Raw genomic sequence first — 13,882 nt, forward strand, 5'->3', positions numbered from 1 at the left:
GCATGACAAAACAAATTTATTTCTGTGTTTTAGCTGCGCTCGCATTGATTTTGTTGGGACAGATTGCGTTTATCCCCACCTCGCTCAGTGGTTTATGGGGAATTGTGTGGTTGATCTTGGTTTGGCGCTATCACAAACAAAATTTAAAGCCTTTTCCGAAACTGCTACTCATTATTTTTGTTTTGGCATCATTTTCGCTGATCTATTTGCATTATCAAAGTTTGCTTGGTGTTGAACCTGGTGTTGCTTTACTGAGTGCCTGCCTATTTGCCAAAAGTCTTGAAGCTAAAAGTACCCGTGATTTATTGATTGTATTTAATTTTGCCTTATTCGTGGGTGCAAGTTTACTTTTACATAGCCAAGCTTTTTGGATGGCAATGATTGTTCTTGCAACCTTTGTTATGTGCTTATTAGGCTTGTATCGTATTCAAACGGGTTTGTTTAATCAAAATACGTTGTCTTCCAATCAATTAAAACAAGATGTTAAACAAGTTTTTAAGTTCATTGCTACAGCAACGCCATTTTTTATTTTATTGTTTATTTTCTTCCCAAGATTGCCACCGCTTTGGGCCATTCCGATTCAGAATGATCGAGCAGTTACGGGGATGAGCGATCGAATGTCACCCGGAGATATTGCACGTTTGTCTCAGTCCACAGCTTTGGCTTTTCGTGTTGTAGCAGACATGTATCAGTTTCCAAACCGTAAAGAGCTGTATTGGCGTGCTTTAGTTTTAGATGAATATGATGGTGCGACATGGACCAGTAGTTTTTTAAATCAACAGATAAAAAGCACACAAAGCACTGCACGGAGTGTCGCTTATCAGTATTTGCCTGCTGATGAACAAGCCAACTGGATTATGGGTTTAGAATATTCAATTCCCCAAGAGCGATATTTACAGCTCTATCAGGACGATAGTATTCGTCCTACAAAATTGATCAAACGAAATCAACCGATACAAATGCACTGGTTAGGACGAAGTACCGCAGAGCCAAGTGTATTGGCTGAACGTCAGTTTGAACTAAACACCCGATTTGATGAAACACGAGATCAAAAAGCCCAACAATTAGCCATCGAGCTTTTTGAGAAAAGCCACCAACATCCTGAAAAATATGTACAAGCTGTTTTAGAGTGGTTTCGTAAAAATGGTTTTGTCTACACATTAAGTCCGGGAACGTTGGGGGGAGATCGTATAGATCAGTTCCTATTTTCTAGTCGTAAAGGCTTTTGTGAACATTATGCATCTAGCTTCGTGATGCTGATGCGTTATGTCGGAATTCCTGCTCGAGTAGTGACGGGTTACCAAGGAGGGCAGCCAGCATTTGATGCGAAAAGCTGGGAGGTTCGTCAACTGGATGCGCATGCATGGAGTGAGGTGTATTTAGATGGAAAATGGAAAAGAATAGACCCAACCGCAATGATTGCACCGCAACGTATTGATACGGGTATGCAGGATTATTTGGCGCAAGATCAACGTATTTGGGGCGATCAGCAAGCGAAAGCTTGGCGGCTACAGCAATTTAAGTTTCTTAAAAATGTACGGGTTTGGAATGATTATTTAAGCTATCAATGGCAAAGCAAGGTTGTAGGCTACGATGCTGAAAAACAGAAAAATTGGCTTGCTAAACTCGGTCTTGATTCAACTTCTGGCTATGTGGTGGTGTTAATCGTCAGTATAAGTGGAGTTTTAATTACTTATTTGTTTTTTGCTTGGTGGCGACAACGTAAGCAACGAGCAGTATATCAGCGGATGATTTTGAAGTTTCAGAAGCAGCTTCCAAAACCTTTGCAAAAAATGCCAGTTGAAACCTTCCAAACGTGGATGCAGCGTTTATCTTTAACTGTTGAAAATTCAGAACCATTTGAACAAGTGGTTGTGCTGTATCAGAAAATCGTATTTTTAGAGCAAATGAATGATTCTGATCTACAACAATTTAAAAAGTTGCTTAAAGACTGTGCGGTTGTGATCAAACAAGATCAAAAAAACTTGTGATCATGCAAAAAAATGAATATCATGCTTTTCATTCTAGGTGTATAGCTCAGTTGGTTAGAGCGCTACGTTGACATCGTAGAGGTCAGCAGTTCGAGTCTGCTTATACCTACCAAGATATATCAAGGACTTATAAGCGAATCAGCAGCTTATAAGTCTTTTTTTTGCCTGTTTGTCGCATTTAATTGTTGGCTGTATTGGAATTTTTGGCTAAAAATGGCAATATTTCCAAGCCATTTGCGACAAGTCTGCGACAAAATGAAAATTCCAAAACCTCGTAAAAGGGGTGAAACGTACACAATCACAGTTTCATATCAAAATAAAAGATATTACTGCACACGCGACACTGCAAAAGAGTGTGAGCAGTGGGCGGCACTAAAACTATTAGAATTAAAATCTCAGACTAGAATTGAGTCGGGTGAACTAAAGCCAAAATTTATATTTCGAGATCTAAATACAAAATACTATCAAGATGTAGGCCAACTCAATCCTTCAAAATCATCCAGAGACTGGATCAAAGGGCAATATAAAACTTTTGAAATGAAGTTTGGTGCATTGGCTCAGAAATCTATATATGACATCACACCAAAAGATTTAACAAATTGGCGCAATAAGCGATCTTCAGAAGTCAGTGCAAATACAGTGCTAAAGGAAATATCGCATTACAGTGCAATGTTTACATATGCTCAAAAAGAATTATTTTTGCTTGATGATAATCCTTGGATGCAAATAACCAAGCCAAAAAAACCAAAGGCGCGTGATCGTCGTATACATCCATCAGAGATAGAATTGATATTGAAAGTGCTGGATTATGAAATGGGAACTATACCTGTATTATCACAGCACTATGTAGCTTGGGGGTTCTTGTTTGCTATTGAAACAGCAATGCGAAAAGGTGAGCTTGTTGCAATGCAAAAGAATGATATTCATGACGGTCATGTCCATATTCCAAAATCTAAAAACGGTGAAGCTCGTAACGTACCGCTGTCAGAAGAGGCGAAAGCGTTGTTGGAGTTGATCAAGCATGATGGTCGCAAAATTATTCCTCAGTCTGAAAATGCATTTCGTTTGATGTGGGAAAAAAGAAAGGCTGCTATAGGGCTGAATGATCTTCATTTCCACGACACAAGACATGAAGCGATTACACGTATGGTTCGGGTTAGAAAACTGCCAGTTGAGATTCTAGCGAAGATTACAGGGCATAAGAAAATCGATGTACTGGTCAACACTTATTACAATCCAAACGCTGATGACTTGGTTGAAGCTTTCAATAGATAATAATAAGCCCGCATAAAGCGGGCATTTTTTAATTTTTACGTTTAGGTCCACGTCGGAGTTTTGTGCTTTTTAAAATTGCATCTGCGGCATCTGGATCATAAAGACATTTGCCTGGTGTACCTTGATTAATGACTGCACATTTTGTACGAATCGTTTCATCTGACAAACTATACTTAGAAGCTAAATCAGCAGCAGTGACTAATTTTTTCTTTTCTAGCTTTAGTGCAGTTACGATCCCTCCAAAGATTGATTGGCCAAGGACCAATTGAGGTGCTGAATCGGATTCAATGGTGACAATAAATTCAGGCATCTTCAACTCCAGAATTTTGGTGAATTTCATCCAATATTTCTGCAAATAGCTTCATACCTTCACGTCGGAGTTTTGCATATTTTTCGGGTTTTGGATCATTGTAAACAAACTGTTCACCGTTCAGGGTGGGTACAGGTGGATTAAAGCCAGCATTAAGATAAGCCGTCATAATGTGGCCACCAAGTGAAGATTCGATTTTCTTTTTGATTTGAGGCTGTTCAAGCATTTCTGTATATGAAGTCATATGATTCCCTCCTTCATCGCCAGCAATAGCCGCATGAACGGCATTCAGCTTGTAAACCTGAACCTGAATGACTACAACCAAATGAGATCTGAGAGCTGTAACACTTAGGGCATATGATGTTTGAACAAAGTTCGATGCTTATGATCTTCATGCCTTTTCTCCCAAAACAGTCACATCGCTTGGAAAACACAAGAAGGGTCTACCGTCCATTAATCGACCAAATAGTCGACCATCTTCAATACGGTCAATCACACCAAGTCCAATAAATCTTTGACCAGAATGTTCAGTGCTGGATTCACTTATAAAGTCCACGTTCACATTTGAGCCAACTGTGAGCAAATAACCTGTTATTGTTGATGCAAGGAGATGGCGGTAATGTTGTTCATGTCCTGATGGTGTAGATACAAGCATCTTTTTGCTTTTTTCTAAATGACTCAAAATTTGAGTCTTATTCGGTTTTCCATAAATTTCAGGATGAGCAATATTACTTGCACCATCTTCATCAAGAATGTCGATAGTCATGCAATAGCTCCCTTTTTCTTTCTTGCTTTCATTTGCGTTTTGTTTGCACAAATGCGGCATTTATACAGATATTTTGAAATTGTGTTTTCAGTGCGAGCGATCAAGAACTGGCTTTCACCATGTGTTTTGCATACACCCAAGAATTTATTATTTCCAGCCGAGATCGCCACATTCATTAGCTCTCGATTTAAAACGTGACGCTTATAATTTGATAAATTATTTTCGTTGTAATCTTCTAAGCATTTTTCACAACGATAGCGACCATTTTTTTGCTTTTTGAAAGTTGAATATGTATGACGAATACATAGCGCTTCAAATGCTATTAGTTCGTTTTCACGTGCATTTTTAAAGGCCACACAATTGTGCATATAAATCATTGAGCGTTCAGTAAATACAACCAGTTTTTTAAACCGTTTTTGCTTCGCAATTTTAGGTTTATGCCCACGTGGTTTAACAGTTTTAGACTTGGTTGACTTCAGTTTTTTTGATTTAACTGGTTTATGTCGAGTAACACGTTCAACGTTATATTTTTCAATATCAAGCTGCTGAACAGGTTTTTTACTCATTGGGATGTTGCCATCTTTATAATGAGTAAATCCAAAAGGCAATTTAGTAATTTTATTGCTTTTGTCTTTAAGCCATTTTTCTACTTCAGCATTTAAATCAGGCTTATTTTGCGTACTAGCAGGATCATAGAATTGCATAGCTATTCTCCATAAACCAAGTCGCTGCATAACCCAAAGCAAGGATTGCTGAAGCAAGTAAGCCGAGGAAAAATTCAGTTTTTGTCATCCTTACTCTCCCAACTTACGAACAAATACCGCTTGTTCGTTGGCATTTTGGAATTGAACTTGATATGCGATAACACGTTCAGGATCTTGTTCAAGTGATTGAGAACAGCTTTTTAAGCTAGAAAAAGTTGCAAATGATATTGCGAGAAACATCAATGCATAGACTGATGTTAAGTGGATGGCTGATTTCATGATTAAGCCTCCACCAGTTGATTTTTATGCGCTGCATGAAGTTTACCTACCCATTGGACTTTTTCATTCAGGTCGATAACTTCAAGGTTATAGGCAGAGTCAATAAATGCATTTGCAGAAGCAACAGCAGCAATAAATTCTGGATATGTATGAGCACTTGAGACGTTAGATATTGAGCACTCAATCTGATCAATTGAGCGGGTGCGATAGAAATCAAAATCTCGCTGTGGTTGTGCAAAATCTTTTGCAAAGAGGCGACCAACAACAATGCCGTCAAAATGGTCGAGTAGAGGGTTACGTGTTTGCATGTTTAAGACCTAACTTAGATTAGTTAGTTAATAAGCTAATCTAAGTTAGTTTTAAGGTCAATAAAAAATTAACTAAAAGTTAGTTTATTTTTTTATTTTAATTTTTATAAGAATTTTCGACTGGTTTCAAATTTCCCTACATATTTACCTTTATAAATACAATTTTCATTTAACTGTATGATATTAGGTTGGTAATTTTTATTTAGAGCTTGTAGGTACATTCTATTGTTATCTTTGACGAGTGCTTTGAATGTCGCATCACCGTCACACTGTACCACCACCATTTCACCAGTTTGAACATAATCAATAATGATATCTGGATCAACGCAAATATAGTCACCATCATTAAATTCAGGGTAATTACTAGTACCTTTAACAATCATATAAAAGCTATTTTTACCTGCATTCGGTGGCGCTGGTAGCCATTGATTTACATCAAATTTACTAATGCTCTGAACATTCGTCCAATTTCCTGCTTGAACGTGTGTAAGTACGGGTAGCAGTCTGGTAATTGGTCTAAAATCTTCCACACTATTTTCTACTTCATACTTACCATAAAGCAAAAAATTACTAGTTGTTTCAAGCACACTTGCTATTTCCAAAATATTTTCAAGTTTTGGGGTATTAGAATCATTTTCCCATTTCAAAACAGATACATCGGAAACACCAAGTAATTTTCCGAGCTGTTTTTGAGTCAGTTTTTTCTCTTTTCTTAAGTGTTTGATACGTTTTCCGATTGTGTCTAACGTTTCCATAACTAAAGCCTTCTTTAATAACTAACTTATGTTAGCTCTTGACTAACTAACTTTAATCACATTTAATGAACTAACTTGAGTTAGTTTTTGGAGATGATTAATGACCCGTGATGAAGCTTGCAAACTATTGGAATGCTCATATAAAGGTCTTGCAGATTACTTATTGCTTACTACGGCTGCCATAGCGCGCTGGGGTGATCGCGAAATACCTTATGACCGTGAATATGAAATTAAAGAACTTGCTGCTGGTCGTACTCCCAAACGTATTCGTGAAGCTAAGCAAAAGTTAACGCAAACAAATATTTAAAAATATGAATAAATTGGAGATTTTTAAACATGATTCTCTCTCTTAATGAACGTCGTGAAAAAACGGTTATGTCTTTAGAAATGGCTTTAAAAGCTGCTGTATATCGCCCAAATGATGATTGTTTGATGGCGCATATCTCAGAAAAGAATGGTTTTAATATCAATACTTTTCGTAGTTCTTTGAATCCGACCACACCGACACATAAAGCGAATATTTATCATCTTGAGGCTGTTCTTAGCGAAACCAAAGACCCTCGTATCATGGACAGCATTTGTGCAATTCATGGAAATGCTGCTTGGTTTGATTTGCCAAATGTTGAAGTGCTATCCAGTGCTGATTTTATTTTTAAAGTTGGAAAATTGGCGCATGAGAATGGCGACCTGGTGCAATCGATCGTTGCAGCAATTAAAGATAACGTCATTACGGCTGATGAATTAGCGGTTATTCGCAAAGAGTCTTATGACTTGATTCGGATCGCAGCAACTTTGCTTGCAATGGCTGAATTACATCATGCAGGGGGTGGACGTGAATGAGTTGGCTCTTTTCGCAGGCGCTGGTGGCGGAATACTCGGATCGCATCTCATGGGATTGCGAACAATCTGCGCAGTTGAACGTGATGCCTACGCAGCACAAGTTTTGGCGCAACGACAAAATGATGGAATTCTCCCGGCTTTCCCAATTTGGTCTGACATTACAACTTTTGACGGAAAACCATGGGCAGGAATTGTTGATGTTGTATCTGGCGGATTTCCATGCCAAGACATTTCATCTGCAGGAAAGGGTACAGGGATCGATGGAGAACGTTCAGGACTTTGGTCAGAAATGGCACGAATTATCGGTGAAGTTCGACCTAGAGAAGTGTGGGTGGAAAACTCACCAATGCTTGTTTCCAGAGGACTTACCCGAGTCATCAGTGACCTTGCCCAAATGGGGTATGACGCGCACTGGACACGTTTTTCAGCATCTAACTTTGGAGCGCCCCATATCCGTGACAGAGTCTGGATTGTGGGCTACACCAGTAGCGAGCGATTGGAAAAGGAATGGTTATCCTGGGGACTTGATGCGAAAAAGCCCGACTTTGGGGGCGATGGTTCATATATATCCAACTCCAAAAGCGAGCGATGGGAACAAGCGAGGGAAGGTAAGTTCTCATCATCAGAACGGATTAGCGGGAGCGGTAAAGAGCGGTCAAGATGGTGGGGTATTGAACCCAGATTGGGTCGAGTGGCTAATGGGGTGGCCTATAGGGTGGACAGACTTAAAGCCATTGGAAATGGACAAGTTCCAATCGTGGCTAAAAGCGCATTTGAATTTTTGAGAGGTAATTAGCATGGCTCTAACATTTCCTCAAGTACGTGATGCAGCGCTTGGTCGTTGGAAAGATATGATATTTCCTGCATTTGCCATCACCGTGCCAGTCCATAAAAACAAACATGGACCATGTCCGATTTGTGGTGGTACAGATCGGTTTCGTTGTGATGATAAGCAAAGCAAAGGGACTTGGATTTGTAACCAATGCGGTGCGGGTGATGGCTTTGAATTGATCGTCAAAGCTCGTGGATATTCGCATGCAGAAGTTTTAAAAGAAGTTGGCTCTATTGTTGGTTTATCGGCTGATAGCAATGTAACCGATGCAGATCGGGAGAAATGGCGTGAACGTGAGGAAAAAATGCGTTTGCAGGCTGAAGCTGATGAGCGCAAGGCACAAGAAGCTGCTGCAAAACGTGCAGATCGGCTTTGGAAAAGTAAACCTATTGACCGTGATTGTCCTTATTTAGAACGAAAACAAGTGGAAAACCATGGTTGTAAGATCAATGGAAAGGGCAATCTACTTGTACCGCTATTTGATATAGACGGCAAAATTTGGAATATGCAGGAAATCCACGCTGATGGATTTAAGCCATATCTCAATGGTGGTCGTGTTAATGAATGCTTTTACGTCATTGGTGAAATCTTAGCTGCAAATCAAATCGTATGTATTGCTGAAGGTTATGCAACTGGGGCAACCATTTATGAGGCGACTGGCCATACAACTGTAATCGCATTTCAATCAGGCAATATCGACAAAGTCGGCATTGCTATTCGTTCCAAATATCCAAATCTACAACTTGTTTATTGTGCTGACGATGACAGTGCCACTTTAGATGCAGGCATAAAAGCTGCGAATAAAGCTGTGGCTGCCACTGGCGGTATCATTGTATTACCCGATTTCAAAACGGTGGAGACGATATGAATCTCGAAGAAAATAACGAGCAGCCACCAGCAACATCTAAACCACCATCTGATTTTAACGATCTACATGTTTTAGCGGGTTTAGGGGAAGTTCGTCGGCAGATCGAAACGGCAATTTCATCATCTGATTTTGCTTCTGCTGTTTCCCCGCACCCCTCAGTTTTAGCCGACCAGAATCTTGGGCAAATCTCGGAAAATCAGTCAAATATCGACAATTCCGATGATGGATTTAAATTAGATTATGCACCGCCAATGAATGGAAATTCTAAAACTGGTGAGCAGCTTGAAACGGGGAGTGGGGAGGATTTCAGGGTTCTTGATCCAAATAGTCCTACTGCTAAATTAAAAAATGCATTAGAGCGTTATGCAGTAATTGCATGTAGCAATGATGCATTTGATTTAAAAACTAAGCATAAATTCAAGATTTCATCTCTAAAACATACGTTGAGCAGTATCTATAAGAATTGGTATAGCCATGAAGATCGAAAAACGCTTGAAAAGGATGAGGTAGAAAAGATGCTTATTGATGGTGCTGGAGATATTGCGCCAACGATGAGTAAGAATTGTATTTTGCTGAAAGGTGAAACTTTTTTATACGACAAATCACTCAATCGAGTGGTGTCTTGGTCGGCTGCTCAATTGATGTATCCGCATGAATATAAAAAATGGATTGAGAGTCCGCAACGTAGTGAAATTGATTATGAAAAGTTGATTTTCGATCCGACACGGAAAATTGATATTGATCCGCATTACATCAATACGTTTGAGGGTTATCCAACTGGAATCTTATTAGATCAGGATCAGAATCCATTTGATTATAGTATTGTTCGTTCTAAATGCGCAGGCATCCTAAAAATGATCTGGTGCTTATGCAATGGTGATTTAGATATAGAACGTTGGTTACTTCAATGGCTTGCATATCCAATTCAGAATGAAGGTCAAAAAGCTCATAGTGCTGTTTTGATGGCAAGTCATATTCAAGGATCAGGAAAGACGACGTTATTTGAAAAGGTCATGGGCGGTATTTATGGGAAATATCATCGAGTCATTACTTCTCAAGAATTGGAAAGTCCTCAATTTAATGGCTGGCTGAATAATGCTGCTTTCATCTTTGGTGAAGAAATTGCAACGAATGCTACGAAATACAACGTCACACCATATTTGAATGCATTGATTACAGCCAAAAGCGTAACCATCAATGAAAAGCAACGTCCTCAAAAACAAGTGCCTGCTTATTTCAATATGGCATTTGCATCAAATGAAAATATCCCATTCCCGCTACACGGTGAAGCAAGACGTTGGTTTGTGATTGCACCGCAAAGTAAATTGAATGAATCACTTAGCGAACAAGTCTATGCAGAGATTGCAGGGGATGGGCTGGATGCATTTTATACGTTTTTGCTTTCTTATCCGCTTGATGATTTTAAACATGACAAGCCGCCTTTGACTGATGCAAAAAGAGCGTTAATCAATGCAAGTAAACGATCTATCGAGGTTTTTATCGACGAGTGGTTATCGGGTGAAACCAAATATAAGCGAGTAAGTTGTAAGGCTAAGCAGCTCTATGATGCATACAAAGAGTGGGCATCATCAACACTGGAGCATAAATATTCATACCGTAAATTCACGGAGGATATGAAAAAGATAGAGGGTGTAGAACTTTTAGAGAAGCAAAAGTGGAGGTATAAACTTGAGGAAGAACAATCATTAATCATTAAAATTGGTGATGTTCCTGAAGGAAGGACAGCTATTGATTGGTATGGAGAGTGCGTAAATGAATTTGAAAAAGGTGTACCAAATGTGCTTGACAAACAAACGGCCTAAATCTAAGCTTTGCCATGGAAAAACAATAGCTTGTGAAGCTGTTCAGGTGAACGAGGGGAATGATAAAAACGCTCGTTCACCTAGTCATTCACCTAGCAAGTTATTGAATAATAAAAAGATAACTCTCTTAGGTGAACGAGAGAACAACTTTTCACACGCGCACGTGGGAAATTATTTTTTTACTCTCTCTATTCTTAATTTATCTACCAATATTATTGCCATTATTTTTTTTATTCTCTTACGCGCGCGTATTTTTTTATTCACTCGTTCACTTTTAATAAATTTAAAAATAAAAACAAACACTTATCAGGTGAACGAGATAAAAATCTCATTCCAAACTCATTCACTCGTTCACCTGAAGGGCTAGCCAATGGAAAAATTAATACGGTTATTGAATCCTAAAACTGTTAATTATGAAGCGATTAGAGTTGATAATGCGTCTTCAGAAATGACAGCTCAGGACGTATTGCTTGCTATGAGTTTTGCTAAATTAACACCAATGCAGGAAAACTTGATTAAGTTGAAGTGTTTTAATGCGAATACGATGGGTAATGTAAGTTTATTTTCAAAAGCCTTGGTTGCCAAGTACGGACAAATATTTGCATTAAACAATGTCGATTTAAATTATCGCTTAATTGTTATATCGGTTGCATTGATGGAGTTTTGTATGGTCACTGCTGAATATACACCGTCATGTCGTAATCGTGCTGTACTAGCTGGAGTGGAGTATAGAATCATTCATCGATACTTAGGAAAGGTTATAACTATCATCTTTGAAGATTTAGAAAAGGAGTATGCAAATGCTGCTGAAAAGGTTTTTTTTCAGCTTAATAAAACTAACTAATAATTAGTTATTGACATTGGAACAAACTTGAGTTAGTTTTTCACATAATGAATAAGTGTAAGTTTTAAGTTTATCTCTGAGTCGTAAGACTCAATTTTCAAAGGGCTGTTTGTCTTCCTGTAGACATACAGCCCTCTTTTTTTGAGGTGTTTTAAGTGGACAGAGATAAGCATTGGAAAGAACATGAAGCATCGGTGGCAAAGGCTGAGCGAGTCAGAGGGCTTGCTAGTACAAAAGGATTTAAAGATAAAGCTTGGAAAGCTGCTGTAGTTGAATATGTTTCTCAGAATTCCTTTTGTGAAGACTGCAAGCGTCGTGGTTATGTTTCGGTAGCTGAAATGGTAGGTCACAAGATAAACCCGAATACAGATCGGGTTTTATTTTGGGATAAGAATAATTGGCAATCACTTTGCAAGCCATGTCACACAAGATTGATTGCAGATATGCAGTTGGTGGTACAAGAGCCGATCTATACCACTACAGATTTATATTTGATAGAGGACTAGCTATGGATGATAACTCGATTCTATTGGGTGATCCAGTTGTCTACCGTGACGATATCCAAGACTCAGATGAAATTGGGGTTGTCACAAATGCTTGTGTAAATAATTTCAAAGTTCTTTGGAATGATGAACCAAAATCTAAAACAGAAATCTATGAGCATCTGCGGCCTGCACGACAGGATGAAGTAGATGCTCAATGCAGACAGGTAGATAAAAATGCGATTACCTAAACTTGGATCATCCAGCTTACCAACACTGCAAGGCAATCATCCAACATTACCAAAACCTGAAAAGAATTACGGCAAGGGTCGTGGAGGTCGCCAATGGCGGCGGATCAAACAACAGGTACATGAGCGTGATGAGTGGACATGTTGTCAATGTAGTCGCGTGACGATGGAGCTTGAATGTGACCACATCGTGAATACGGCTCAAGGTGGCACAGATGATATGAGTAATCTTCAATCATTATGCAAGCCATGCCATGACGCTAAATCATTAGAAGAAAGCAAGGCAGGTCAGCGATGAATAAAAATCAATTTAAGCAGGCTGCAATTGAGTTTCAATTGAGTGTTTATTCAATTAAACGTTTGCTGCCATTTGTGACATATAGCTTTGACAAAGTTTGCTTTATTGAGAAAGGTACAACGAAAGATCATGAGTTGGCTGCTACTGTTGTCAATGCAGCTTGGGATGCTTGGTTGGTCCAGCATCGAAAGCTTGGGACCAAAGACATGTTGATTATCCAGCAGGGCCAAGCATTTAATGAACAAAGCCAGAAGGTTAAGGATCTTGAATACAAATTGGGGTTAAACCATGAGCAATAAGATTGCGAAAATATCTATTCCAGATGGTCCTGCCGCATTAGGTACGGAAGTTACTTTGGCGGATGGATCAAAGATCGGTGGTATTGCATCAATTAAATTAGAGGCTGGTGTTGATAATCCGCGATGGACTGCAACACTTGAAATACATCCTAATTTTATTGAGCAGCTTCCATTTAGTGTTGAATTAACTTCTGTTGGTATCGGGATAATCGATGATCTAACTGATGAGCAATTTGATGCGATCTACAAGCGTCGAGAGGAACGGAAAAACAAATGATTGTCGTGGAACATTCTGATTATCTTGGAAATGCACCATGTTGGTGCATTTTCTGCATGACGGGGGGTATCAAAAAATTCTTCAAAGGGTCTCAGCGGACACCGCCCTCCTATCTCATTTGTAAAAAATTTTTCTATTTTCAAAGAAGTAAATAAACTTTTTTAGAAAATAGATAAATTTCGGTAAAAACTGTCAACATTTTGCGCTTAGGAGGTAAAAAATGGCTTTGACTCAAAAAAAGAAAGATTTTGCCCGCGCCAAGATGCAAGGCAAGTCAAATAAAGAATCTGCTGTGATGGCTGGCTATTCTGAGCGGTCAGCAGGGGCCAAAGGCAGTCAACTTGAGAATGATCCCGATGTTATTGCATATCTGGCGAGCCTGAATTCTCAGGGGGGCGGGGGGTTGGATGCTACGCCTTTGGGTGAAGCTGCTATTCAAGCAGAGTTCAAAGACATGGAGGATGTTAATAACTCTTTGGACTTTCTGCAATGGGTTTATAAGAATCCACGTCTTGACCGTAAAACTCGAATTGAAGCTGCAAAAGCTGCTTTACCTTATGAGTTCAGTAAGGTAGGTGAGTTGGGTGTAAAGGGTGAGCGTGAAGCTGCTGCGGGTGAGGTCGCTAAAAAGAGTAAATTTGCAACTGCCGATGAACAACGTAAACAACAAGTAGTGAGTTGAT

21 protein-coding genes and 1 tRNA gene are annotated in these 13,882 nt (G+C 39.1%); 15 read left to right on the plus strand and 7 right to left on the minus strand.

All coding sequences use genetic code 11. The features are described 5' to 3' along the window. The first annotated feature begins 2 nt into the window (after nt 1-2). The 3 genes from F903_RS08450 to F903_RS08460 all read left to right on the plus strand — a co-directional run bounded on the left by F903_RS08450 (nt 3) and on the right by F903_RS08460 (nt 3,266). Nucleotides 3-1,991, plus strand: coding sequence for a transglutaminase TgpA family protein (locus tag F903_RS08450; RefSeq protein ID WP_005196249.1), 1,989 nt, complete (start codon nt 3-5; stop codon nt 1,989-1,991). A 35-nt stretch (nt 1,992-2,026) separates the two neighbouring features. Next, nucleotides 2,027-2,103, plus strand: a tRNA-Val gene (locus F903_RS08455). A gap of 143 nt (nt 2,104-2,246) precedes the next feature. After that, nucleotides 2,247-3,266 carry a tyrosine-type recombinase/integrase gene (locus F903_RS08460; protein ID WP_005196250.1) on the plus strand — a complete coding sequence of 340 codons (1,020 nt, stop codon included), beginning with the start codon at nt 2,247-2,249 and terminating at the stop codon, nt 3,264-3,266. A 28-nt stretch (nt 3,267-3,294) separates the two neighbouring features. Here F903_RS08460 and F903_RS08465 read toward each other — a convergent pair whose 3' ends face one another. From F903_RS08465 to F903_RS08495, 7 genes are all read right to left on the minus strand, one after another. Continuing rightward, entirely contained in the window at nt 3,295-3,576 is a 282-nt protein-coding gene (locus F903_RS08465) for a hypothetical protein (RefSeq protein ID WP_005196251.1), read from the minus strand. Next, nucleotides 3,569-3,820, minus strand: a complete 252-nt coding sequence (locus tag F903_RS08470) for a hypothetical protein (RefSeq protein ID WP_005196252.1) — start codon at nt 3,818-3,820, stop codon at nt 3,569-3,571. Before F903_RS08470 ends, F903_RS08465 begins: the two co-directional genes overlap by 8 nt. Nucleotides 3,821-3,967: 147 nt before the next feature. Next, on the minus strand, nt 3,968-4,342 hold the full coding sequence (locus tag F903_RS16835; protein ID WP_005196253.1) for a hypothetical protein: 375 nt from the start codon (nt 4,340-4,342) through the stop codon (nt 3,968-3,970). After that, entirely contained in the window at nt 4,339-5,103 is a 765-nt protein-coding gene (locus F903_RS08480; RefSeq protein ID WP_155757049.1) for a hypothetical protein, read from the minus strand. The genes F903_RS16835 and F903_RS08480 overlap by 4 nt, the downstream gene beginning before the upstream one ends. A 33-nt stretch (nt 5,104-5,136) precedes the next feature. Further along, on the minus strand, nt 5,137-5,325 hold the full coding sequence (locus F903_RS08485; RefSeq protein WP_005196258.1) for a hypothetical protein: 189 nt from the start codon (nt 5,323-5,325) through the stop codon (nt 5,137-5,139). A gap of 2 nt (nt 5,326-5,327) precedes the next feature. After that, nucleotides 5,328-5,633 carry a hypothetical protein gene (locus F903_RS08490; protein WP_005196260.1) on the minus strand — a complete coding sequence of 102 codons (306 nt, stop codon included), beginning with the start codon at nt 5,631-5,633 and terminating at the stop codon, nt 5,328-5,330. A gap of 104 nt (nt 5,634-5,737) precedes the next feature. After that, on the minus strand, nt 5,738-6,388 hold the full coding sequence (locus F903_RS08495; protein WP_005196262.1) for a LexA family protein: 651 nt from the start codon (nt 6,386-6,388) through the stop codon (nt 5,738-5,740). A 100-nt stretch (nt 6,389-6,488) separates the two neighbouring features. Between F903_RS08495 and F903_RS08500 the strand changes: the two genes are divergently transcribed. From F903_RS08500 to F903_RS08560, 12 genes are all read left to right on the plus strand, one after another. Beyond that, the gene (locus tag F903_RS08500) at nt 6,489-6,695 is read left to right on the plus strand and encodes a helix-turn-helix domain-containing protein (RefSeq protein ID WP_005196264.1); all 207 of its coding nucleotides are present in this window, start codon (nt 6,489-6,491) and stop codon (nt 6,693-6,695) included. Between the two features lie 29 nt (nt 6,696-6,724). After that, entirely contained in the window at nt 6,725-7,228 is a 504-nt protein-coding gene (locus F903_RS08505) for a phage regulatory CII family protein (protein ID WP_005196273.1), read from the plus strand. Then, nucleotides 7,221-8,024: a DNA cytosine methyltransferase gene (locus F903_RS08510; RefSeq protein ID WP_034594987.1), complete on the plus strand. Its 804-nt coding sequence runs from the start codon at nt 7,221-7,223 to the stop codon at nt 8,022-8,024. The genes F903_RS08505 and F903_RS08510 overlap by 8 nt, the downstream gene beginning before the upstream one ends. A gap of 1 nt (nt 8,025) precedes the next feature. Next, nucleotides 8,026-8,928, plus strand: a complete 903-nt coding sequence (locus tag F903_RS08515) for a primase-helicase zinc-binding domain-containing protein (protein WP_005196277.1) — start codon at nt 8,026-8,028, stop codon at nt 8,926-8,928. After that, nucleotides 8,925-10,751, plus strand: a complete 1,827-nt coding sequence (locus tag F903_RS08520; RefSeq protein ID WP_005196278.1) for a DUF5906 domain-containing protein — start codon at nt 8,925-8,927, stop codon at nt 10,749-10,751. The genes F903_RS08515 and F903_RS08520 overlap by 4 nt, the downstream gene beginning before the upstream one ends. Before the next feature lie 370 nt (nt 10,752-11,121). Continuing rightward, a complete protein-coding gene (locus tag F903_RS08530; RefSeq protein ID WP_005196280.1) occupies nt 11,122-11,595 on the plus strand; it encodes a hypothetical protein in 474 nt (157 codons plus the stop codon). Nucleotides 11,596-11,750: 155 nt separating this feature from the next. Then, nucleotides 11,751-12,101: an HNH endonuclease gene (locus F903_RS08535; RefSeq protein ID WP_005196282.1), complete on the plus strand. Its 351-nt coding sequence runs from the start codon at nt 11,751-11,753 to the stop codon at nt 12,099-12,101. A gap of 2 nt (nt 12,102-12,103) precedes the next feature. Then, nucleotides 12,104-12,328, plus strand: coding sequence for a hypothetical protein (locus F903_RS08540; RefSeq protein WP_005196284.1), 225 nt, complete (start codon nt 12,104-12,106; stop codon nt 12,326-12,328). Further along, nucleotides 12,315-12,623, plus strand: coding sequence for an HNH endonuclease (locus F903_RS08545; RefSeq protein ID WP_005196286.1), 309 nt, complete (start codon nt 12,315-12,317; stop codon nt 12,621-12,623). The genes F903_RS08540 and F903_RS08545 overlap by 14 nt, the downstream gene beginning before the upstream one ends. Beyond that, nucleotides 12,620-12,922: a hypothetical protein gene (locus F903_RS08550; RefSeq protein ID WP_005196287.1), complete on the plus strand. Its 303-nt coding sequence runs from the start codon at nt 12,620-12,622 to the stop codon at nt 12,920-12,922. The genes F903_RS08545 and F903_RS08550 overlap by 4 nt, the downstream gene beginning before the upstream one ends. After that, nucleotides 12,912-13,199 carry a hypothetical protein gene (locus F903_RS08555; RefSeq protein ID WP_005196288.1) on the plus strand — a complete coding sequence of 96 codons (288 nt, stop codon included), beginning with the start codon at nt 12,912-12,914 and terminating at the stop codon, nt 13,197-13,199. Before F903_RS08550 ends, F903_RS08555 begins: the two co-directional genes overlap by 11 nt. Nucleotides 13,200-13,419: 220 nt before the next feature. Continuing rightward, nucleotides 13,420-13,881 carry a terminase small subunit gene (locus F903_RS08560; RefSeq protein WP_005196289.1) on the plus strand — a complete coding sequence of 154 codons (462 nt, stop codon included), beginning with the start codon at nt 13,420-13,422 and terminating at the stop codon, nt 13,879-13,881. Nucleotide 13,882 lies beyond the last annotated feature (1 nt).

The sequence above is a fragment of the Acinetobacter sp. NIPH 298 genome (assembly GCF_000369505.1).
Classification (GTDB): Bacteria; Pseudomonadota; Gammaproteobacteria; order Pseudomonadales; family Moraxellaceae; genus Acinetobacter.

Excerpts from the sequence above, each read along its gene's own strand:
- F903_RS08450 (WP_005196249.1), top strand. The coding sequence starts at position 3 with ATGACAAAACAAATTTATTTCTGTGTTTTAGCTGCGCTCGCATTGATT.
- F903_RS08460 (WP_005196250.1), top strand. The coding sequence starts at position 2,247 with ATGAAAATTCCAAAACCTCGTAAAAGGGGTGAAACGTACACAATCACA.
- F903_RS08465 (WP_005196251.1), bottom strand. The coding sequence starts at position 3,576 with ATGCCTGAATTTATTGTCACCATTGAATCCGATTCAGCACCTCAATTG.
- F903_RS08470 (WP_005196252.1), bottom strand. The coding sequence starts at position 3,820 with ATGACTTCATATACAGAAATGCTTGAACAGCCTCAAATCAAAAAGAAA.
- F903_RS16835 (WP_005196253.1), bottom strand. The coding sequence starts at position 4,342 with ATGACTATCGACATTCTTGATGAAGATGGTGCAAGTAATATTGCTCAT.
- F903_RS08485 (WP_005196258.1), bottom strand. The coding sequence starts at position 5,325 with ATGAAATCAGCCATCCACTTAACATCAGTCTATGCATTGATGTTTCTC.
- F903_RS08490 (WP_005196260.1), bottom strand. The coding sequence starts at position 5,633 with ATGCAAACACGTAACCCTCTACTCGACCATTTTGACGGCATTGTTGTT.
- F903_RS08495 (WP_005196262.1), bottom strand. The coding sequence starts at position 6,388 with ATGGAAACGTTAGACACAATCGGAAAACGTATCAAACACTTAAGAAAA.
- F903_RS08500 (WP_005196264.1), top strand. The coding sequence starts at position 6,489 with ATGACCCGTGATGAAGCTTGCAAACTATTGGAATGCTCATATAAAGGT.
- F903_RS08505 (WP_005196273.1), top strand. The coding sequence starts at position 6,725 with ATGATTCTCTCTCTTAATGAACGTCGTGAAAAAACGGTTATGTCTTTA.
- F903_RS08515 (WP_005196277.1), top strand. The coding sequence starts at position 8,026 with ATGGCTCTAACATTTCCTCAAGTACGTGATGCAGCGCTTGGTCGTTGG.
- F903_RS08520 (WP_005196278.1), top strand. The coding sequence starts at position 8,925 with ATGAATCTCGAAGAAAATAACGAGCAGCCACCAGCAACATCTAAACCA.
- F903_RS08530 (WP_005196280.1), top strand. The coding sequence starts at position 11,122 with ATGGAAAAATTAATACGGTTATTGAATCCTAAAACTGTTAATTATGAA.
- F903_RS08540 (WP_005196284.1), top strand. The coding sequence starts at position 12,104 with ATGGATGATAACTCGATTCTATTGGGTGATCCAGTTGTCTACCGTGAC.
- F903_RS08545 (WP_005196286.1), top strand. The coding sequence starts at position 12,315 with ATGCGATTACCTAAACTTGGATCATCCAGCTTACCAACACTGCAAGGC.
- F903_RS08550 (WP_005196287.1), top strand. The coding sequence starts at position 12,620 with ATGAATAAAAATCAATTTAAGCAGGCTGCAATTGAGTTTCAATTGAGT.
- F903_RS08555 (WP_005196288.1), top strand. The coding sequence starts at position 12,912 with ATGAGCAATAAGATTGCGAAAATATCTATTCCAGATGGTCCTGCCGCA.
- F903_RS08560 (WP_005196289.1), top strand. The coding sequence starts at position 13,420 with ATGGCTTTGACTCAAAAAAAGAAAGATTTTGCCCGCGCCAAGATGCAA.